This is a genomic window from uncultured Clostridium sp., from assembly GCF_963515715.1.
In the GTDB taxonomy this organism is placed as follows: Bacteria; Bacillota; Clostridia; order Clostridiales; family Clostridiaceae; genus Clostridium_AW.
In genome coordinates this window covers 11,617-32,488 of the sequence record NZ_CAUPZS010000011.1, presented here as the reverse complement: position 1 = coordinate 32,488, position 20,872 = coordinate 11,617, and the positions used below count along the sequence as shown (strand labels likewise).

The window sequence follows — 20,872 nt, the reverse complement described above, 5'->3', positions numbered from 1 at the left end:
ATTTTATTTCTTCCTACTAGCCCTCTTTCTTAACTCAGGATTAAGAATTTTTTTTCTCATTCTTATACTTTTTGGAGTTACTTCTACAAGCTCATCAGAAGTTATAAATTCTAAACAATTTTCTAGTGACATAGGATTTACAGGCGTTAATTTTAAAGCGTCATCTGATCCTGAGGATCTCGTATTACTCAAATGCTTCTTTTTACAAACATTAACTTCAATATCTTCTCCTCTTGAACATTCCCCTGCTATCATACCTTGATAAACTTCAGTTCCTGGCTCTATAAATAAAATACCTCTTTCCTGTGCATTATATAGTCCATAAGTTATAGAAGTTCCAGTTTCAAATACCACTAAAGATCCTCTACTTCTATCAGGTATCTCTCCTTTAAATGGTTCATGATCACTAAATACATGGTTCATTATACCGTTTCCTTTAGTATCAGTCATAAACTCTCCTCTAAAGCCTATAAGCCCTCTAGCTGGTACTTTGAATTCAAGCCTTGTATATCCATTTACAGCAGAAGTCATATTAACCATTTCCGCTTTTCTTGGTCCTAGCTTCTCCATAACCACTCCCATAAACTCTTCTGGTACATCTATAGTTAAGTTTTCTATAGGTTCATGGAGTTTACCATCTACTTCTTTATAAATTACTGTTGGTTTTGAAACTTGGAATTCATAACCTTCTCTTCTCATGGTTTCAATAAGAACTGAAAGATGTAATTCTCCTCTTCCACTTACTTTAAAAGTATCTGCTGTTTCTGTTTCTTCAACTTTTAAACTAACATTGGTTTCCACTTCTTTAAGCAATCTATCTCTTAAATGTCTTGAAGTTACATATTCTCCTTCTTTTCCTGCAAAAGGTGAATCATTAACTAAAAAATACATACTTAAAGTAGGTTCATCAATTTGTATAAATGGAAGTGCTTCAGGTTCATCCTTATCTGCTAAAGTTTCACCAATGTTAATATCTGATATACCTGAAACTGCAACTATATCACCAAACTTAGCTTCTTCTGCTTCTTCTCTCTTAAGTCCATTAAACACATATAAATTACTTATTTTTAAATTATCTGTTTTTCCATCTTTTCTGATTAAAGCTATTTGCTGATTCTTTTTTATAGTCCCTCTTTCAATCCTACCTATAGCTATTCTTCCTACGTATTCATTTGAGTCTATATTAGAAATCAACATTTGTAGCGGCTTATCTACATAACCCTCTGGTGCCTTTACATTATTAATTATAACATCAAATAATGGGTCCATGTTATCACTTTCTTCATCTAATTCTGCTTTTGCTATACCTTTTTTTGCAGAACAATAAGCCACTGGGAAATCTAGCTGCTCATCTGATGCTCCTAATTCTACAAATAAATCAAAAACTTCATCTAATACTTCTGCAGCTCTTTCATCTGGTCTATCAATTTTGTTTATTACAACAATAGGTCTTAAGTTTAGTTCTAATGCCTTTTTTAATACAAATTTAGTTTGTGGCATCGGTCCTTCGTAAGAATCTACTACTAGTACAACACTATCTACCATTTTTAGGACTCTTTCTACTTCTCCGCCAAAATCTGCGTGTCCTGGAGTATCTATTATATTTATCTTAACTCCTTTGTGTAAAACAGAAGTATTTTTAGAAAGAATAGTAATTCCTCTTTCCTTTTCTAAGTCGTTTGAGTCCATTACTCTTTCTTCTACTTTTTCATTTGATCTAAAGACATGACTTTGTCTTAATAGTGCATCTACCAAGGTAGTTTTTCCGTGATCAACGTGGGCAATTATTGCTATATTCCTTATATCATCTCTTGTGTATAAATTCATTTTTAGTTCCTCCATTTTTTTGCAAAATTTCTCAAAAAAATTGGATACTCCTAAGTATCCAATTGAATTTTGTCGCTACTATTCATTCTAATATTTTATAGAAAAAAAGTCAACTTTCCGGAAATTATTTTCCTATTCCAAAAGTTAAATCAACTTCTATTGCTTCATGCAATATTTTCATAATATCTTCCCATATAACCCCAAATTTTGCTTCTGCTTGGATATAGGCAGCAAGGTCTGGATTCATTGATATTATTGACCCTAGACTATTTAATTTACTTTCGGTTTCTGAAGATAGTTTACCATTTTTTACTTGCTCTGAATAAGCTTCATATTGCAATTTTCTGAAGTCATTCAACATTTTTTTGTTTGTTTCATTAATTTCAATTTTTTTACCTGCATTTCTTAATTCAACAACTTCTGGACAAACTTTTAAAACTTTAGCAAATTCATGAGCTTTATCATAAATATTCATAGTAACCCTCCCATAAAATTAAATTTCCATTATTATTGGCAATATCATTGGCTTTCTCTTAGTTTTTTCGTATAAAAATACTCTAAGACATTCTTTTATATTTGATTTTATGGTTGCCCATTCTGTAATATGTTTTTCTTCACATTCTCTTAGGGCATCTCTTACTATATTCCTTGCCTCTTCCATTAAATATTCTGATTCTCTAACATAAACAAATCCTCTTGATATTATATCTGGACCTGCAATTACAGAACCTGATTCTTTTTCTATGGTTACAACTACTGTTAATATACCATCTTGTGATAAATGTTTTCTATCCCTTAATACTATATTTCCTACATCTCCAACTCCTAGTCCATCTACGAATACATGACCTGAAGATACCGTTCCATTTTTTCTTATTGAATCCCTAGTAACTTCTATTACATCTCCATTTTCAGCTATTATTCCATTGTTAGTACGTAGTCCCAATTTTGTAGCTAATTCAATGTGCTGTTTTAAGTGTCTATATTCTCCATGAACTGGTATGAAAAACCTAGGTTTTACCAAAGTATGCATTAATTTTAACTCCTCTTGGCAGGCGTGTCCCGAAACGTGGACGTCTGCTAAGGTTTCGTATATTACCTCTGCACCTTTTTTAAAAAGCTGATTAATCACTTTGGATACAAGTTTTTCATTACCGGGAATAGGAGTAGCTGAGATTATTACCATATCTCCTGGAATAATGTTTACCTTTCTATGCTCTGAAGCAGCCATTCTTGAAAGGGCTGACATAGGTTCTCCTTGACTTCCTGTGGTAATAATAACTACTTTATTATTAGGATATTTATTTATTAGGTCTATGTCAATTATTATTTCATTAGCCTCATCAATATATCCTAATTCCTTTGCCACTTCTACTATGTTTTCCATACTTCTTCCTGAGAAAGCTACTTTCCTACCATACTTATTAGCAGCGCTTATTACTTGCTGAATTCTATGTATGTGTGAGGCAAAGGTAGCAACTATAATTCTACCTGTGGCTGTAGAGAATATGTCTTCAAAAGCTTCCCCTACGGTGCTTTCTGACATGGTATAACCCGGCCTTTCAACATTTGTACTATCAGCCATCATAACTGTTACACCCTTTTTTCCAAGTTCCGCAAATCTTGCTAAATCCGCTACACATCCATCAATTGGGGTGTAATCAATTTTAAAGTCGCCAGTATGAAGAATAACTCCCACAGGCGTATGGATAGCAATTGCTACTGAATCTGCAATGCTATGATTAGTTCTTATAAACTCTATGGAAATATCATCTAATTTTATGAAATCTCTAGGTTTAATACAGTTGAGTTTAACACTGCTCAATAGGTTATGCTCTTTCAATTTTGTTTCTAAAATGCCTAGTGTAAGCTTTGTACCATACACTGGAACGTTCAATTCTTTTAATATATAAGGAAGTGCACCTATATGATCTTCATGACCATGGGTTAAAAATATTCCTTTAACTTTATCCCTATGTCTTGCAACATAACTAATATCAGGTATAACTAAATCAATGCCTAGCATTTCTTCATCAGGAAATTTTAATCCACAATCTATGAGAATTAGATCGTTTTTATATTCTATTACTGTTAAATTTTTCCCTATTTCATTTAGTCCTCCTAATGGAATAATCCTTACTTTGTCTTTTTCCTTCCTCATCTTTTCCCTCCTTTATTTTTTATTTTGAGCACTCACTGCATAAACCATAGAATTTTAAGCTATGATCTTTTATTTGAAATTTATATTTTAATTCTATTTTATTCTCTAAAGTTTCTAAAAGGTCTCCTTCAACTTCTATAACCTTGCCACATTCTGTACATATAAGATGGTGGTGATGATGATTTTCATCTTCATTTACTAATTCATATCTACTACAACCATCGTTTAAGTCCAACTTAGTTATTATGCCCATTTCTTCTAATAACAGTACCGTTCTATATACAGTAGCTAATCCTATTTCAGGGCATTCTTTTTTCACAAGGTTATATAATTCTTCCGTGGTTAAATGTTCCCCTTGACTTTTAATTATTATATCTACGATTGCTCTTCTTTGAGGTGTCAACTTATAACCTTTCTCTTTTAAAGTATCTTTTAATCTATCAATTTGAATATAAGAGTTTTCTCCCATGTTAATACCCCATTTCATAAAAATATATCATAGTCTATTATAACTATTAAATATAATTAATGTCAATTGATAATCATTTAATAAAATAATAAAAAGCTATGTTGAGCTCACATAGCTTTTTATTATTTTAATTTAGTTCATTATCGTCTTCTGAAAATAATGCATCATATGCTTCAGCTACTAAAGCGAATTCATCTTCATCATCAATGGTTATTAATATATCATTATCATCTTCGTCTTTTTCAACTTTTAAAGCTACTGCTTCATCTGTCTCTTCTCCTACTGGTACAACTATTACATATTCATTTTCTTCTATATCTAGCTTTGTAAGTACTTCAAACTCAATTTCTTCTCCATCTTCATCCGTCAATACGATTGTAGTTACATCATTCTCCATAATAATTCTCCTCTAAAATTTATTTAAATATGCTATCCAAATATCCTTGCAATATATAGGTAGCCGCTATTTTATCTACTATTTTTTTTCTTTTCGCTCTTGATAAGTCTGCTTCCAGCATTGCCTTATGAGCTGCCACAGTAGTAAGTCTTTCATCCCACATAATAATTTCTAGTGAAAGACTTTCTTTTAAAATATCACAAAATTCCATTACCTTTTCACTTTGAGGTCCCAAAGTTCCATTCATATTTTTAGGTAACCCAGCTACTATTTTTTCTACAGCATATTGAGAACATATTGATTTAACCTCTTCTATGTCTCTTTCAATTCCTTTCCTCTTGATAGTGGTAATTCCTTGAGCTGTAAATCCTAATGGATCACTTATAGCAACTCCTATGGTTTTGTCTCCTACGTCAAGACCTAAAATTCTCATAGCCATCTCCCTTTATTATGTACGATTTAAAAATAAAAATGCCTTAATAGGCATTTTTATTTAATATTTAAGTAGCTTTTTAACACCTCTTCTAGAATCTCATCTCTTTCTAATTTTCTAACCAAAGTTCTTGCTCCATTATAATTTGTAATATAAGTTGGATCTCCAGATATTAAGTATCCTACCATTTGATTTACTGGATTATATCCCTTTTCTTTTAATGAAGCATAAACTTCTGTAAGTATTTGTTTTGTCAAATCTTCTTTATTTTTTACTACGTCAAATTGTATAGTATGATCATTTACCATCATATCTCACCCCGCTTACTATATGTAAGAAGTGAATAGCTTAAGTATATTATATAGTATTATTGTAAAAATGTATACTATTTTGATAAATTAGCTACCAACTCTTCTCCTTTTTGTATAGCTTCCTTAACTTTCTCTGGCAACTTTCCTCCTGCTTGCGCCATATCAGGTCTTCCTCCACCGCCGCCACCAGCAACAGTTGCAACTTCTTTTATTATCTTACCACAATGCACACCCTTTGCTACTGCACTTTTAGATGCCATAGCTAAAAATTGAACTTTACCTTCATTTATACTACCAAGTAAAACTAACCCATCTACTATTTTATCTCTTAGTTTATCTCCTAAATCTCTTAGTGCATCTCCATCTATATCATCTATTACACCTGAGATTAATTTGATTCCATTTACTTCTTTTAAATTATTTAGAAGTTCATCTTCAGCTCCACTAGCTAATTGTTTTTTTAATTCATTCATTTCTTTGTCTTTATTTTTAATTTCGGCTGTTTGTGCATTTACTTTATTTATTATATCCTTTTCTCCGCATTTTAATATATGTGCAAGATTTTTTATTACATTTTCTTTCTCTTCCATATAATTTATTGCATTTATTCCAGTGAAAGCTTCTATTCTTCTAATTCCTGCTGCAACTCCTGTTTCAGAGATAATTTTAAATAATCCAATCTCTCCTGAATTTCCTACATGAGTTCCTCCACAAAGTTCTTTACTAAATTCTCCTACAGATACAACTCTTACATCTTCCTTATACTTATCATCAAATAATGCAATGGCACCCTTTTCTTTAGCTTCTTCTATAGTCATTATATTAGTTTTTACAGGCAATACGCTCATTACTTTATTGTTAACTAATTTTTCAAGAGTCTTTAATTCCTCTTCTGTTAAAGCTGTAAAATGATTAAAATCAAATCTTAATCTTTCCTCATCAACATAAGAACCTGCTTGTTGTACATGTTCTCCTAATATTTCTTTAAGTGCTTTATGAAGGATATGAGTAGCTGTATGATTTTTTCTTATATTATTTCTCCTCATATCATCAACTGCTAATTTGACCTCTTCTTCTTTTTCTAACTTTCCTTGGAGAACTTTTACGAAATGAAGGGTTTTTCCGGCTAAGTTCTTCTTACAATCTAAAACTTCTGCCTTTCCTTCTTTCCCTATTATAAATCCTGTATCTCCTATCTGTCCTCCCATTTCAGCGTAAAAAGGAGTTTTTTCAGTTATAATTACTCCTTCTTCCCCTTCCATTATAGAAGTAGCAGCTCCATCATTCACAATCATAAAAGTTATTTTTGATTCTATATCTAGTTTAGCATATCCTACAAATTCTGTTTCTAATTCCTTTGGAAGTTTATTTAATATAGTATTTTCTGCTCCCATGTAGTTTGATTCTTCTCTTGCAGCTCTTGCTCTTTCTCTTTGTTCAGTCATTTCCTTATTAAATCCATCTATATCAAGTTTAATTCCCTTTTCTTCTAAGATTTCCTCTGTTAATTCTAACGGAAATCCATAGGTATCATAAAGCTTAAATGCTTTTTCTCCTGATAATATCTTTTCATTACTATTCTTTATGTCTCCAATATAATCATTTAATATTTGTATTCCAGCATCTATGGTTTCTCCAAATCTCTCTTCTTCTAATTTTATAACTTTTTTAATATAATCCTCTTTTTCTTTTAACTCTGGATATGCACCATAAGAGTTCGAAATAGCAATTTCACATATTTGGTGAAGGAAAATATGATTTATTCCTAAAAGTCTGCCATGTCTTGCAGCTCTTCTAAGCAATCTTCTTAAAACATATCCTCTACCTTCGTTGGACGGTAATATTCCATCTCCAATCATAAAGGTAACACTTCTAATATGGTCTGTAATAACTCTTAGAGAAATGTCATTATTTCTATCTTTACCATATTCCACACCTGATACTTTACTTACTTCTTCTAATATAGCTTTTATTGTATCTACTTCAAAAATACTATTTGTCCCTTGCATTATTGTTGCAATTCTTTCCAATCCCATTCCGGTATCTATATTAGGATGAGCTAATTTATTATAGTTGCCAAGTTCATCTTTATCAAATTGGGTGAATACTAAATTCCAAAATTCAACTACCCTATCTTCATCTGCAGCTTTTAAAAATTCTTCTACTGTGGTAATCTTTCCTTCTCCTCTATCGAAGTGAATTTCAGAACATGGTCCACAAGGCCCTTGACCTATTTCCCAGAAATTATCCTCTTTGCCTAGTCTAAAAATTCTAGTTGAATCTATATTCGTATTATTTTTCCATATTTCAAATGCTTCATCATCATCTAGGTATATAGTTACGTATAACTTATCTTTAGGTAATTTTAAAACTTCTGTTACAAACTCCCAAGCCCATGGAATTACTTCCTCTTTAAAATAGTCTCCAAAAGAAAAATTCCCTAACATTTCAAAGAAAGTACCATGTCTTGATGTCTTTCCTACATTTTCTATGTCTCCAGTTCTTATACATTTTTGACAAGTGGCTATTCTAGTCTTTGGTGGAGTTTGAACTCCTGTAAAGTATGGCTTTAATGGAGCCATACCAGCATTTATCAATAGTAAACTATTATCATTTTTAGGCACTAATGGAAAGCTAGGTAGTGTTAAATGTTCTTTGCTTCTGAAAAATTCTAAATACGCTTCTCTCAATTCATTTAAGCCCATTTTTTTCATAAATATCTCCTCCGTATTTTATGTATTTTACCTTAATTAAATTTTACGCAACAAAAAAAGCCTTCGAATCCAAGGGACGAAAGCCTATCCGCGGTACCACCCTATTTATATAAGCTAATGCTCATATCTCTTTAAATTACTATGGCTCCAAAATAGCCTTCAATATCTATACTAAGAAGTTTTCACCATCCACTTCCTCTCTTTATAGCAGAGAATATTTACTCATTTTTTTCATAGCCAAATTATTCATTTTGATAAAGATTATAAATAAAAAACTCTTTTATGTCAATACTTGAACTTTACTTTTGGTCATTTTTTGTTAAAAAATATAATAATTTAAGTTTTCATATATCACTTTAATTATCACTCCTATAGGAACTGCTAATATCATACCTAAAAATCCCCAAAGCTTCCCTCCTAATAAGAGCAATATTATTACTACTAATGGGTGAATACTGATGTTATCTCCTATAATTTTAGGAGATATTATATTTCCCTCCAGCTGCTGTAATAAATAAAGGCTTATTGCAGTCCAAAGCGCTGTATAAGGTGATTTTAACAGTGCAACTATAATCGCTGGTAAGGCTCCAAATACCGGTCCAAAATAAGGTATTATATTAAAGAAAGCATTTAAAAAAGATAACATAAAAGGGAATTGAACTTTTAATAAAACCAATAAAATAAAAGTTATTATCCAAATTATTATTGATAATATTACTTGAGTTACTATGTATCTACATAAAATTTTATCTATATCCTCTAGTATTTTTTTTAAAACTTTTCTACTTTTTAAGGGAAATAATGTTATAACTACTTTATATATATCTTTACTATCCACCAAAAAATAATAGGCTAATATGGGGACTAATGTGAAAGTAAAAAAGCTCTCACCCAATTTTAAAGTTTTTTCAAATATATTATTAAATATATTATCTACTGTTAAATTTGCTTTTAAATATAAATTTTGCAATGCATTATAGAATAATCTATTATTTTTAATTGGCTTTATTTTATTGTAAACTCCATTTATTACTTCTTCTAATTGATATATTGCGTCCCCAATACTTGAGGTTTCTTTCATTAGTATAGGAATTAAAAATAATATATTTATTACTAGTATTAAAATCAACCCCATAATCAACAAAAATGCTGCAAAACTTTTATTAATTCCAATGGAAATTAACTTTTGATATAAGGGTCTTAATATATAAGAACATATGAATGATAAAAATAGTACAAAAAATATTTGCTTAGTAATTTTAAATTTAAATAGGAATAAGAATACAATGATTCCCAATATAATAATTATATTTTTATATTTGATAATGTTTAACTTCATTATTTTATATCCTTAAATACCAGTGTATTAGGTATATTTGAAAAAGATAGTGTATCCTTATTACCAAAATAAAGTATTGAGTCATCACCTAGCAGTATGTCTTTAACTAGCAAAATTTTTTTACCATAAATTAAACTTGTCAAATAACCTGTCCATAGCACTATACCATTTATAATAAAATTCTTTCCTTCAAAAATTAAATCTTCTAATGTTCCTATTATATTTCCATTCAGATCAATAACATCCATTAATCTAATATGGCTTAATTGAGTTAAACATCCTTTCCTACATTTTGATACCACCATATGTTTATTAAAGGATATAATATCCTCTTTTAATATATATTGAGAGGATTGAAAAATCCTATAGGAAATAATAGAAAATCCTAAAACTTCTCCATTATTAAAGTCAACTAATAAATCCTTTATGCATCCTATGTTTTTTCCATTTATATCAAAGACATCCATGAATAAAAAGTCTTTTTTCCTATACACCTTATCACTCCATTTTTTGTTAAGATTATACTTATTTTTACCCTATATTTTAAAAATATCCCTCGTATTTAGTCTATAAAAATAAAAAAGTGAAGCTACTAATTGTAACTTCACTTATATTTATTAATCTAACTAAGATATACTATCGATAATTCCTCCACCTAGAAGAAGATTTTCTAAATAAAAAACTACAGACTGGCCTTTAGTAATGGCTCTTTGTGGTTCATCAAAAATAACTTTTAGTTTATTGCCATCAAATATTTCTATAGTTGCTGGTGAAGGTTTTGCAGCATATCTTATCTTTGCTTCCACCCTCATTTTATTTTCTAATTTATCAAAAGGTATGAAGTTAAAATCTTTGGCAATAAGTTCTCTTTTAAATATTTCCTCTTCTTCTCCTATTACTACTTGATTTTTAGAGGGAATTATATCTATAACGAATGCTGGTTTACCTAAGGCTATACCTAATCCTTTTCTTTGACCTATGGTATAGTGAATTAGTCCCTTGTGCTTTCCAAGAACATTACCATTCTTGTCCACAAACTCTCCTTCCGGTATATTTCCTTTATAATTTTCTACTATAAATCTTCCATGATTATTATCTGGAATGAAACAAATTTCTTCACTATCTTTTTTATTATGCACTTCTAATCCAATTTCTTTAGCAATCTCTCTTATTTGAGGCTTTGTATAATCGCCACAAGGCATTAACACATGCTTTAATTGATGTTGTTGTAAATTATAAAACATATAGCTTTGGTCTTTTCTTTCGTCATCCCCTTTATATATTAAATATCTATCCTCCACTTTCTTAACCTTACTATAGTGTCCAGTGGCAATATAATCAGCTCCTAATTCTAGAGCTTTTTTTAAAAACACATCAAATTTTATGTACTTATTGCATTGAACACAGGGATTTGGCGTCCTTCCATTTACATATTCATTCATGAAATAGTTTACTACCTTATCATTAAATTCTTCAATTAAATCCACAGCTACAAATTCTATATTTAAATCCTCACATACTTTTCTAGCATTTTCTATTATCATCTCTGATTCAGTCAATCCATTATTACATTTATTTCCTGGGAAAACCTTCATAGTCATTCCAACTACTTCATATCCTTGTTTTTTCAAAAGGTGAGCTGTAACAGAGCTATCTACTCCTCCACTCATCCCTACAAATACTTTCTTTTTCATAACTTCACCTAACTCTTCATAATATTTAAATTGATATCAATTAATTTTACATTAATATATTAATTAAAACATAAAAGTTGAGAGTTGAAAATCAACTTTCAATTTTCTACTCTCAACTAATTAATTATTCTCCGTTTAATTATTCTCCGTGTACTTCTTCATGAATATGTTCGGAATGATGTTTTGTTGCCCAAGGTTCTAATCCTACTGATTTCCTGTAATCGTTAATTGCATCATGTATAGCTTCTTCAGCTAAAACAGAGCAATGCATCTTTACTGGTGGAAGTCCATCCAATGCTTCAGCCACCGCTTTATTAGTTAATTCCCACGCTTCATCAACTGTCTTACCCTTTATAAGTTCAGTTGCCATGCTTGAAGAAGCTATAGCTGAACCACAACCAAAGGTCTTAAATTTAACATCTTGAATAACATTCTTTTCAACCTTTAAGTATATCTTCATAATGTCTCCACATTTTGCATTTCCTACTTCTCCAATACCATTAGCGTCTTGAATTTCACCAACATTTCTTGGGTTTCTAAAATGATCCATAACTATTTCACTGTATACCATAATTATTTTTCTCCCTTCTTAACGAAATCTTCCCATAATGGTGACATATTTCTAAGTCTTTCCACTATCTTAGGTAAAACTTCTAATACATAATCTACTTCTTCTTCAGTAGTTCCTGATCCCATTGAAAGTCTTAAAGAACCATGAGCTAGTTCATGTGGTAATCCTAATGCTAGTAATACATGAGAAGGATCAAGTGAGCCTGATGCACATGCACTACCAGTTGAAGCATAAATACCTTCAAAATCTAAGGAAAGTAGTAATGCTTCCCCTTCTATTCCAATAAAGCTAAAGTTAGCGCTACCTGGAAGTCTATTTTCCCCTGTTGGACCGTTTAACTTAGTGTGAGGTATTCTTTCCATTACACCATTTATTAATTTCTCTCTTAGTTTTAGTAATCTTTCGCTCTCTTCCTTCAATTCAGAAACTGCAAGCTCTATAGCTTTACCCATACCTATCATTCCTGGTACGTTTTCAGTGCTCGCTCTTCTTCCTTTTTCCTGACCACCGCCGTGTATTAAATTGTCAATTTTAATTCCTTTTCTAATATAAAGGGCTCCAACACCTTTAGGTCCATAGAATTTGTGAGCAGCTATAGATAATAAGTCAACATTCATATCCTCTACATCAACAGGTATATGTCCAATGGCCTGAACTGCATCTGTATGGAAAATGATTTTCTTTTCTCTACAAATTTTTCCTATTTCTTTTATAGGTTGTATTGATGCTACTTCATTATTAGCAAGCATCATAGTAGTTAATATAGTAGTATCTTTTATTGCATTTTTAAAATCCTCTATTTTAATTAATCCCTGTTCATCTACAGGTAAATAAGTAACTTCAAAACCTTGCTTCTCCAAATATTGACATGTGTATAATACTGCATGATGTTCAATATTAGTAGTTATTATATGATTGCCTTTATTCTTGTTAGCAAAAGCCACACCTTTAATAGCCCAGTTGTCTGCTTCACTTCCGCCAGCTGTGAAGAATATCTCATCCTTCTTAGCGTTAATAGCTTTAGCAACTTTTTCTCTAGCTTCATCTATAGCAGCTATAGGCTCTTGTGAAATAGAATAAAATTTTGAAGATGGGTTTCCAAATTTCTCTGTGAAATATGGGAGCATTTCCTCCAACACCTCAGGCTTCGTATATGTAGTTGCTGCGTAATCCATATAAACATTTTTTCTTTCCATTTTATTATTTCTCCTTTCGTGAAGAGCTTTTTAATCTATTATTGTCGTCTACTAAATCTTGTAAGGTTGTTGTTCTTGTTACATTTTCTATACTTTCTTTTATTCTTACCCAAAGAAGTCTCGTTGGACAACAATTGCTGTTTTCACAACTATCTTCGGTAATACAATCTGATAAAGATACAGGTCCCTCTAATAATTCTATAATTTCACCAATTGTTATATGTCTTGGGTCCCTACTAAGAATATATCCCCCTTGTGCTCCCCTAATACTTTTTATTACTTTTCCTTTTCTGAGTACAGCAAAAAGTTGTTCTAAGTAGTACTCAGATATATTTTGTCTTTCTGATATTGTTTTTATAGAAACGGGCTCATCACCATAGTTGATAGCTAAATCCACCATAGCTTTTACCCCATATCTACCCTTTGTAGATAATTTCATGTAATCACCCCTTTGAGTAATTAATGTTGAGTGCTTTACTATAATTTCAAGATTATAATATCAAATCAGAGTAAAACTGTCAACTATAAATCAGTAAATTTTACTATAAAATTTGTTAATTTATAAACAAATAAACACAAAAAATTATAAAGGGGTTTTACCCCTTATAATTAAATTAATTATTCTTTCTTTATTTTAAATTTTTTAGACTTTTTATGTAATTTGAAAATTGTTCTTCCATCTTATTATTACCAGGATTATAGTATACAGTATCCTTAATATCTTCCGGCAAATACTGCTGTTTTACATAATTGTTCTTATAGTTATGAGGGTATTTATAACCAATTCCTCTACCTAAATTTTCCGCACCAGAATAGTGGCTATCTTTTATATGAGATGGAATATCTCCTATTTCTTTAGTTTTTAAGTCATTCATAGCTTTATCAATGGCAGATATAACAGAATTAGACTTGGGAGATGTAGCAAGAAGTATAACCCCTTGTGCTAAAGGTATTCTTCCCTCTGGTAGCCCCAATTGCATTGCAGAATCAACACAACTTTTAACGATAGTGATAGCATTAGGATAAGCTAATCCTATGTCTTCACTAGCTATAACTAATAATCTTCTGCAAATGGAGATTAAGTCGCCACTTTCAACTAATCTAGCTAAATAGTGTAAGGAAGCATCCACATCACTTCCCCTTATAGATTTTTGAAAAGCACTTAATACATCATAATGGCTATCTCCTGACTTATCATAGTTTAATATTTTACCTTGAGTAGAATCCATCGCTGTATTTAAATCAATAATAATTTCACTGCAAGAATTAGGTGGAGTAGAATAAATTGCCACTTCTAATCCATTTAATGCTTTTCTTAAATCACCACCACTAACTTCTCCCATGTAATCTAATGCTTCATCCTTAACTATAACATGATTTTTTATTTCATCTTTTATTATAGCTAATCCCCTTCTTAACCCCTGTATTATATCTTCTTTAACTAACATTTTAAACTCAAAAATAGTAGACCTGCTAAGTATGGCTTTATAAACATAGTGATATGGATTTTCAGTAGTACTAGCAATTAGTGTTATTTTGCCATTTTCAATATATTCCAATAAAGACTGTTGTTGCTTCTTGTTAAAATTTTGTATTTCATCTAAATATAATAGCACTCCATTCATCCCCATTAGGGTATTTGTACTAGATATAACTTCCTTTACATCACTTAATGAAGCATTGGTAGCATTTAGTTTGTAAAAGCTTTTATTAGTTTTTTTCGCTATTATGTTTGCTACTGTAGTCTTTCCAACACCAGGTGGTCCATAGAATATCATATTTGATATTCTTCCTGAGTTTACTATTCTATTTAAAATTTTATTTTCACCTAAAATATGTTTTTGGCCAACTACTTCATTTAGTTCTGTTGGCCTTATTCTCTCTGCTAAAGGTGCTATACTCAATTATAATTTCCTCTCCTTAATTAGCTTATCTAAGGTATTATCAAGTAGTTTTTCAATGGTATTAACCATTTTACTTCCTTGGCTTATGGCAACATTGGATCCACCATTTATAATTGCCTTAATTTTATTATTTTTATATGAATACTTAAATCTTTTAACTTTATTTTTGTCCAATAAACCTAAATAATATAATATTTCATTTTTACAATTAGGGGATGCAATTTTTAAAGCTTCACTTAAATATTTTTGTGAAAGTATTAAATAATTATCCCTTTCCGCAGGATCTTTTGTCCACAAAGCAATAAGTTGAGCGCTTCTACCTATGCACACTAAAGTCTTCTCATCTTTCAATCCACTTCTTAGCCCAATATTTATACTCTTTAAAAGTGCTCTTTTATATGTCCATTTATTTTTATCTAATGTACTTTCAACTACTTCTCCGCCAAACTCAATTCCTATATCCATTGCAGTTCCTAAAGGGTCTATGGGAGCCTTAGCTAAGTTTAGAAAAAGGTACATTCTTTTATAATATTTAATACATTCCGCTAATATTAACCAAGATAAAGGATCCTTAGGGTTATTTTCTACCATATCTTTAATTTTTTCAATTTGCGATGCTCCCTCAACCATATCATCAACTACTGATATTACTGGTATACTTTTAAATTCTTTTTGTGCTCTTTCTATTATTGATAGATTTTTATTACTTTCAGCTCTACTCTTTTTAGATGTGGTTATTTCATTTTTCAGCTCATTTAAGTAAGCTTCTCTTTTATTTCTCTCTTCTGCTTGAATTAATTCTTTTGATATTTTTTCATTATTTTTTTTAGCTTTTCTAGATAGATATTCATATTTAACCTTTTCTTTAGCTTTACTATAAGCTAATTTATTTATTATATTTACCTTCTTAAGCAACCCCATAACATCTACTTCCTTTTAATCAATGTACCAATCTAATATTTCTCCATAATATAGTACATGGTAATCTCCATTCTTATATGCTCCATCTTTGATTTCATCACAAAGTAAGGAGGGTTCCATTTCTTGTTTATATACTATTTTACATTCAAAATGCATGTCACAGTTACCTATAATTGGTGTAGTAGTTTTCTTTCCTTCTTCGAGAACTAAATTGCACTCCTTAAACTTATCTATATCTCTTCCTGATTTACTCCCGCAAATAGTTAATTCTTTTTTTAAGTCTACATTCAAAGGCATGCTTACTGTAAATTCCTCAGTGTTTTCTATCAATTCATAACTATATCTTGACTTTCTTACTAATACAGTTAATATTGGCTTTTTCCATTGATATCCTATATTAGCCCATCCTATAGTCATTGTGTTAACCTTGTCACCATCTTTTACAGTTAAAAAAGCTCCCTTATCTCTTATTACCTCTATTGCCTTCCCCATTACACTAGTAAAGTCTTTCACAGCTTATTCCTCCCCTTTAATATTTCATGTATTCTTTTTTTCTATTCCTAAAATATATAGGCTTTAATTTACAATTTTCCGCTAACTCAAATGCATCTAAGAAATAATTACCTATATTTTTGTTTACATGGGCGTCAGAACCTATAGTAACATACTTACCACCTAATTCTCTAAATTTCCCATATAAATTCATTAAGTTTTTTACAGCTTTTTTATCTCCAAATCTTCTAGTATTTATTTCTAGAGCCGTTTCTCTTTCCACTAATAGTTTAAAGATATTATCTATGATTTCTCTATGATTTTCATAGTAAATTTCTCTATCCTCATAAGGGGAATATCTACACATGAAATCAATATGTCCAAGAGAATCTATAAAGGTATGCTCCTTTATGCAATTATACATATGATTGAGGTAATTACTATATACCTCTTCCTTTTTTTTGCCTTCATATAATTCATTTCCAAAAATATCGTAATAATCACTTCCGTCTTTAACTAAATGAACTGACCCTATAACATAATCAAAAGGATGGATTTTAGCTATCTCTTCATTCTCCATTACGCAATCCATTCTCATCCCTAATTCTACTCCGAGTAATAGTTTGTCTCCCCTATATTTACTATATTCTTTAAAATATTGATCTATATCAAATATAAAATCTCCTTCTTGTGGGAAATTTAAATCTAAATGCTCAGTTAAAATTACTCCTAAATTATTATTTTGCGTTTCCTTTATTACTTCTTCTATTTTCATTTTACAATCTGATGAAAATTCCGTATGAACATGACAATCGAACATTTTTACCTCCTAAATTTTATCTAATAATCTTATATATTAAAGTCTTCATAATTTTGATAATGTTTTTCTTTGGTATGGAAAAGTTGCAGTAAAACTTTATCACTTATCCTTGTGTCAAAAACTATCCTGGAGCAAGTAAAATTAGGTTCATTTTCTATGCCTAGTATAGAGTCTTCATAATTTTTTCCCCTATAATCTAATATATTTACAAAATCCTCACTTAATATCTCATTGCCTTTCTCATTTATTTTTTTCTTTAGTAGCTCTTTTCCTTTTTCAAGCCTAAAAGGGGAAGTGCTTCCCTCTCCAGTTATTTTTTCCCTATTGGATATTGATTGATGTATATAATGATTTGTATGTACATAATAATCATCAATCTCTTTTACACTTATATCCTTATGAGTAACCTCTACAGATATACATTGATTTTTATTTATATCTAAAGCTACTGCATGAAAACCAGAACCTCTATTTTCAATATTGCACCTATTAACAAAGTCCTCTAAACTTTTTGCCTCGCTTATATATCTTTGTAAAAAGTATCTTGGTATACCTGTTATGGAAACCTCTTCGCTATAACAGTAGTTTATTGTCTTGATTATACCATAGTTATTAAAACTAAAAGCATTTCCAAAAGGCATATTACAATAATCATAGGTTACAAACCATTCCTTATCATTCCAGCATTTTGTTAATGCTGAATTCCCTGGATTATAGCTATCATCTTCATTATGCCCTAATAATATTGTACCATCTTTTCTTTTGCAAACCAAAGTTGTGCAACCTACCCCTTCATTTAAAAGCTCGGCACACATCATTAAAAAATATAAATCTTTGTCTACCCCTGCACCCTCTGCTCTTCCTTCTATTTCTAATATATAATCTGAAAATCTTTCCTTAGTAATTTCTTTAATATAAGCAGATTTCTTCATTAAATCCTCATTATTAAGCAAATGTACATAATTTTTAATAGAGCTATTTATTGCCTCTTTTAATCCCACTCCAGAAATCCAGCCTCTTTCATAAGGATTCCCCTTTGCCTCTATAAATTTAATCTTATTTCCCAAAACAATTCTCCTCTCATTGCTAGTCATTCCAATGTAAATTAAGTGTTTATAAATTATATTATAATACAAAAAAGAATAAAATGAATTTTTATATGCATTAATCTGTAGTATAATATACATAAAATTTATTTTATGAGGGGGCTAATAACATGGATAACTTGAATAACAAGAGATCGCAGTACCTTGAAAAAGTAAAAACTATAGTTGTTAAAGTTGGATCATCCACCCTTACTTATAGCAATGGACTTCTTAATTTAAATCATATGGAAGGTCTAGTAAGACAATTATCTGATCTTCATAATATAGGATATAATGTAGTATTGGTTACTTCAGGTGCTATTGGTGCAGGTATGGGAAAACTAGGATTACAGGAAAGACCAAAAACCATCCCTGAAAAGCAGGCTGCTGCTGCAGTAGGGCAAGGAATACTTATGCACATGTATGAAAAATTATTCTCTGAATACGGAAAAACCGTTGGACAGATACTCTTAACAAAAGAGGATATGACTGATGATGTTAGAAAAAATAATGCTCATAATACATTTTCATCTTTATTAGAACAAAGAGTTATACCAATAATAAATGAAAATGATGCGGTTGTAGTGGACGAAATAAAGGTTGGAGATAATGATACTCTTTCTGCTTATGTCGCTCAATTAGTAGATGCAGAACTTTTAATTCTTATGTCTGATATAGATGGTCTTTATAATTGTGATCCTAGAATAAATTCTGATGCAAAAATACTTTACTTTATAGAAGAAATAACAGAGGAAGTAGTTGCTTGTGCTGGTGGCGCTGGTAGCGACTTAGGTACTGGAGGAATGGCCACAAAAATTAATGCAGCAAAAATTGCTACCACATCAGGTATCTCAATGGTGATAATCAATGGTGAAGATGCTAAAAACCTAAGAGATGTACTCCATGGGAAAAATATAGGTACCTGGTTTAAATCTAATTTATAATAGGAGGCTTAAACATGGAAAGTTTAATGGATTATATAGTAGCCAAAGGTAAAAATGCTAAAAAGGCTTCTAAGATTCTTTCAGTTTTAGATTCAAATGCTAAAAACAAAGCATTGACTCACATGGCGGAAAATTTGGTTAACAATTCTCAATCTATAATTGAGGCTAATAAAATAGATATGGAAAAAGGCAAGGAAAAAGGGTTAAGCAAAGCTCTTTTAGATAGACTTCTCATCAATGAAAAAAGAATCATAGATATGGCACAAGGGCTTAGAGAAGTAGCAGATTTACCTGATCCAGTTGGAGAGGTTATTAAAATGTGGAAAAGACCTAATGGCATAAGAATAGGCCAAAAAAGGGTACCTCTTGGAGTTTTAGGCATAATCTATGAAGCTAGACCTAATGTCACTGTAGATGCAGCAGGCCTATGCTTAAAATCAGGAAATGCAGTTATTTTAAGAGGAGGATCTGAAGCTATAAATACCAACAAGTGTATAGCTCAAATTCTTAAAGATTCATGCATACAATGTGGTCTTCCAGAAGGAACCATTGAATTAATAGAAACTACAGACAGAGAAGCGGTAAATATTATGCTAAAACTTAATGAATATATAGATGTCCTAATTCCACGTGGTGGCAAAGGATTAATTAAAACAGTGGTGACCAATGCCACAGTACCTGTAATTGAAACTGGAATTGGAAATTGTCACATCTTCGTAGATGAGACAGCAGATATGACTATGGCTAAGGATATTATAGTTAACGCAAAAACCCAAAGACCTGGAGTATGTAATGCAGTAGAGACCATATTAATTCACCAAAACATTGCAGAAAAGTTTTTACCTTATATAGCTAATGAGCTATATAAACATAAAGTAGAACTAAGGGTTTGTGAGGATAGCAAGAAAATATTGCTACACACCATAAAAGATAAAGAAATTTTTAACTATATAAAAGATGCCACAATAGAAGACTGGGATGAGGAATATTCAAACTATATTCTTGCAGTTAAAGTAGTGCATTCCACAGAAGAAGCAATTGAACATATTTACCTGCATGGAACAAAACATTCAGAATCTATAATAACAAAAGATTATTTTAACTCTGAGAAATTCTTAAATGAGGTAGATGCCGCTGCAGTATATATAAATGCTTCCACAAGATTTACTGATGGCTCTCAATTTGGGTTTGGAGCTGAAATTGGAATAAGCACACAAAAGTTACATGCCCGTGGTCCAATGGGAGTGGAGCAATTAACTACATTTAAATATATTGTGTATGGAGATGGACAGATTAGAAACTAGTAGAATTAATACGCATTGAAAATTATTTTCACAATTGTAATTTTCCACAGAGATAATTTGTTGTACGAAATAGAGAGCTAAGTACGTAGTGAAGCCGCTCCAATAAAAAGTCGCTATTTCACTACATACTTAGCTCTTTTATGTTTTGCAAATATATTTTCAGAATTAGTTAATAACAAATTAGTTTCTTACTTATAAATTTTTACAAAGATATATTTAGTATGCTAAAATGGGAACTGAGATGCATTGTGTAAAACTTAAAAATGCTATATAATGCGCCCTATGCATTT

The 20,872-nt window shown here is 30.7% G+C and carries 21 protein-coding genes and 1 other annotated feature; of the genes, 2 read left to right on the top strand and 19 right to left on the bottom strand.

Features of this window, described 5'->3' with window-relative positions:
• Positions 1-3: 3 nt before the first annotated feature.
• The 19 genes from typA to RYO54_RS09435 form a co-directional block, all read right to left on the bottom strand.
• Entirely contained in the window at positions 4-1,827 is a 1,824-nt protein-coding gene (typA, locus tag RYO54_RS09525) for a translational GTPase TypA (protein WP_315118017.1), read from the bottom strand.
• Between the two features lie 124 nt (positions 1,828-1,951).
• Positions 1,952-2,302 (bottom strand): YlbF family regulator, encoded by a 351-nt coding sequence (locus RYO54_RS09520; RefSeq protein ID WP_315118014.1) that lies wholly within the window; start codon positions 2,300-2,302, stop codon positions 1,952-1,954.
• A gap of 18 nt (positions 2,303-2,320) precedes the next feature.
• Positions 2,321-3,988, bottom strand: a complete 1,668-nt coding sequence (locus tag RYO54_RS09515) for a ribonuclease J (protein ID WP_315118011.1) — start codon at positions 3,986-3,988, stop codon at positions 2,321-2,323.
• Positions 3,989-4,007: 19 nt separating this feature from the next.
• Positions 4,008-4,457 (bottom strand): Fur family transcriptional regulator, encoded by a 450-nt coding sequence (locus RYO54_RS09510; RefSeq protein WP_315118008.1) that lies wholly within the window; start codon positions 4,455-4,457, stop codon positions 4,008-4,010.
• Between the two features lie 127 nt (positions 4,458-4,584).
• Positions 4,585-4,854, bottom strand: a complete 270-nt coding sequence (locus RYO54_RS09505) for a DUF1292 domain-containing protein (protein WP_315118006.1) — start codon at positions 4,852-4,854, stop codon at positions 4,585-4,587.
• A 19-nt stretch (positions 4,855-4,873) separates the two neighbouring features.
• Positions 4,874-5,287: a Holliday junction resolvase RuvX gene (gene ruvX, locus RYO54_RS09500; protein WP_315118004.1), complete on the bottom strand. Its 414-nt coding sequence runs from the start codon at positions 5,285-5,287 to the stop codon at positions 4,874-4,876.
• Positions 5,288-5,343: 56 nt separating this feature from the next.
• Positions 5,344-5,595: an IreB family regulatory phosphoprotein gene (locus RYO54_RS09495; RefSeq protein ID WP_399549300.1), complete on the bottom strand. Its 252-nt coding sequence runs from the start codon at positions 5,593-5,595 to the stop codon at positions 5,344-5,346.
• 77 nt (positions 5,596-5,672) lie between these two features.
• On the bottom strand, positions 5,673-8,312 hold the full coding sequence (alaS, locus tag RYO54_RS09490) for an alanine--tRNA ligase (protein ID WP_315118000.1): 2,640 nt from the start codon (positions 8,310-8,312) through the stop codon (positions 5,673-5,675).
• Between the two features lie 69 nt (positions 8,313-8,381).
• Positions 8,382-8,556: a binding site (T-box leader), on the bottom strand.
• Positions 8,557-8,631: 75 nt separating this feature from the next.
• Positions 8,632-9,651, bottom strand: coding sequence for an AI-2E family transporter (locus RYO54_RS09485; RefSeq protein ID WP_315117998.1), 1,020 nt, complete (start codon positions 9,649-9,651; stop codon positions 8,632-8,634).
• Positions 9,651-10,145 carry a PRC-barrel domain-containing protein gene (locus RYO54_RS09480; RefSeq protein ID WP_315117995.1) on the bottom strand — a complete coding sequence of 165 codons (495 nt, stop codon included), beginning with the start codon at positions 10,143-10,145 and terminating at the stop codon, positions 9,651-9,653. The genes RYO54_RS09485 and RYO54_RS09480 overlap by 1 nt, the downstream gene beginning before the upstream one ends.
• A 132-nt stretch (positions 10,146-10,277) precedes the next feature.
• Positions 10,278-11,345 (bottom strand): tRNA 2-thiouridine(34) synthase MnmA, encoded by a 1,068-nt coding sequence (gene mnmA / locus RYO54_RS09475; protein ID WP_315117992.1) that lies wholly within the window; start codon positions 11,343-11,345, stop codon positions 10,278-10,280.
• A gap of 139 nt (positions 11,346-11,484) precedes the next feature.
• Positions 11,485-11,916, bottom strand: coding sequence for a Fe-S cluster assembly scaffold protein NifU (gene nifU, locus RYO54_RS09470; RefSeq protein ID WP_315117990.1), 432 nt, complete (start codon positions 11,914-11,916; stop codon positions 11,485-11,487).
• A 2-nt stretch (positions 11,917-11,918) separates the two neighbouring features.
• A complete protein-coding gene (gene nifS, locus RYO54_RS09465) occupies positions 11,919-13,112 on the bottom strand; it encodes a cysteine desulfurase NifS (protein ID WP_315117988.1) in 1,194 nt (397 codons plus the stop codon).
• Positions 13,113-13,116: 4 nt separating this feature from the next.
• Positions 13,117-13,551, bottom strand: a complete 435-nt coding sequence (locus RYO54_RS09460) for an Rrf2 family transcriptional regulator (protein WP_315117986.1) — start codon at positions 13,549-13,551, stop codon at positions 13,117-13,119.
• Positions 13,552-13,741: 190 nt separating this feature from the next.
• Entirely contained in the window at positions 13,742-15,010 is a 1,269-nt protein-coding gene (locus RYO54_RS09455; protein ID WP_315118182.1) for a replication-associated recombination protein A, read from the bottom strand.
• A 6-nt stretch (positions 15,011-15,016) separates the two neighbouring features.
• A complete protein-coding gene (locus RYO54_RS09450) occupies positions 15,017-15,937 on the bottom strand; it encodes a hypothetical protein (protein ID WP_315117984.1) in 921 nt (306 codons plus the stop codon).
• Positions 15,938-15,952: 15 nt separating this feature from the next.
• On the bottom strand, positions 15,953-16,429 hold the full coding sequence (locus RYO54_RS09445) for a flavin reductase family protein (protein WP_315118180.1): 477 nt from the start codon (positions 16,427-16,429) through the stop codon (positions 15,953-15,955).
• A gap of 37 nt (positions 16,430-16,466) precedes the next feature.
• On the bottom strand, positions 16,467-17,249 hold the full coding sequence (locus RYO54_RS09440; protein ID WP_315117980.1) for a histidinol phosphate phosphatase: 783 nt from the start codon (positions 17,247-17,249) through the stop codon (positions 16,467-16,469).
• Between the two features lie 29 nt (positions 17,250-17,278).
• Complete coding sequence (locus RYO54_RS09435) at positions 17,279-18,316, bottom strand: C45 family autoproteolytic acyltransferase/hydolase (RefSeq protein ID WP_315117978.1); 1,038 nt, start codon at positions 18,314-18,316, stop codon at positions 17,279-17,281.
• A 149-nt stretch (positions 18,317-18,465) separates the two neighbouring features.
• Here RYO54_RS09435 and proB point away from each other — a divergent pair, with 149 nt between their 5' ends.
• Together proB and RYO54_RS09425 are read left to right on the top strand one after the other, a co-directional pair.
• A complete protein-coding gene (proB, locus tag RYO54_RS09430) occupies positions 18,466-19,278 on the top strand; it encodes a glutamate 5-kinase (protein WP_315117975.1) in 813 nt (270 codons plus the stop codon).
• A gap of 14 nt (positions 19,279-19,292) precedes the next feature.
• Positions 19,293-20,582 carry a glutamate-5-semialdehyde dehydrogenase gene (locus RYO54_RS09425; protein WP_315117972.1) on the top strand — a complete coding sequence of 430 codons (1,290 nt, stop codon included), beginning with the start codon at positions 19,293-19,295 and terminating at the stop codon, positions 20,580-20,582.
• Positions 20,583-20,872: the final 290 nt, after the last annotated feature.

Bases quoted from the DNA above. Each gene is read 5' to 3' on its own strand.
- typA (WP_315118017.1), bottom strand. From the start codon at position 1,827: ATGAATTTATACACAAGAGATGATATAAGGAATATAGCAATAATTGCC.
- RYO54_RS09520 (WP_315118014.1), bottom strand. From the start codon at position 2,302: ATGAATATTTATGATAAAGCTCATGAATTTGCTAAAGTTTTAAAAGTT.
- RYO54_RS09515 (WP_315118011.1), bottom strand. From the start codon at position 3,988: ATGAGGAAGGAAAAAGACAAAGTAAGGATTATTCCATTAGGAGGACTA.
- RYO54_RS09510 (WP_315118008.1), bottom strand. From the start codon at position 4,457: ATGGGAGAAAACTCTTATATTCAAATTGATAGATTAAAAGATACTTTA.
- RYO54_RS09505 (WP_315118006.1), bottom strand. From the start codon at position 4,854: ATGGAGAATGATGTAACTACAATCGTATTGACGGATGAAGATGGAGAA.
- ruvX (WP_315118004.1), bottom strand. From the start codon at position 5,287: ATGAGAATTTTAGGTCTTGACGTAGGAGACAAAACCATAGGAGTTGCT.
- RYO54_RS09495 (WP_399549300.1), bottom strand. From the start codon at position 5,595: ATGGTAAATGATCATACTATACAATTTGACGTAGTAAAAAATAAAGAA.
- alaS (WP_315118000.1), bottom strand. From the start codon at position 8,312: ATGAAAAAAATGGGCTTAAATGAATTGAGAGAAGCGTATTTAGAATTT.
- RYO54_RS09485 (WP_315117998.1), bottom strand. From the start codon at position 9,651: ATGAAGTTAAACATTATCAAATATAAAAATATAATTATTATATTGGGA.
- mnmA (WP_315117992.1), bottom strand. From the start codon at position 11,345: ATGAAAAAGAAAGTATTTGTAGGGATGAGTGGAGGAGTAGATAGCTCT.
- nifU (WP_315117990.1), bottom strand. From the start codon at position 11,916: ATGGTATACAGTGAAATAGTTATGGATCATTTTAGAAACCCAAGAAAT.
- nifS (WP_315117988.1), bottom strand. From the start codon at position 13,112: ATGGAAAGAAAAAATGTTTATATGGATTACGCAGCAACTACATATACG.
- RYO54_RS09460 (WP_315117986.1), bottom strand. From the start codon at position 13,551: ATGAAATTATCTACAAAGGGTAGATATGGGGTAAAAGCTATGGTGGAT.
- RYO54_RS09450 (WP_315117984.1), bottom strand. From the start codon at position 15,937: ATGGGGTTGCTTAAGAAGGTAAATATAATAAATAAATTAGCTTATAGT.
- RYO54_RS09445 (WP_315118180.1), bottom strand. From the start codon at position 16,429: ATGGGGAAGGCAATAGAGGTAATAAGAGATAAGGGAGCTTTTTTAACT.
- RYO54_RS09440 (WP_315117980.1), bottom strand. From the start codon at position 17,249: ATGTTCGATTGTCATGTTCATACGGAATTTTCATCAGATTGTAAAATG.
- proB (WP_315117975.1), top strand. From the start codon at position 18,466: ATGGATAACTTGAATAACAAGAGATCGCAGTACCTTGAAAAAGTAAAA.
- RYO54_RS09425 (WP_315117972.1), top strand. From the start codon at position 19,293: ATGGAAAGTTTAATGGATTATATAGTAGCCAAAGGTAAAAATGCTAAA.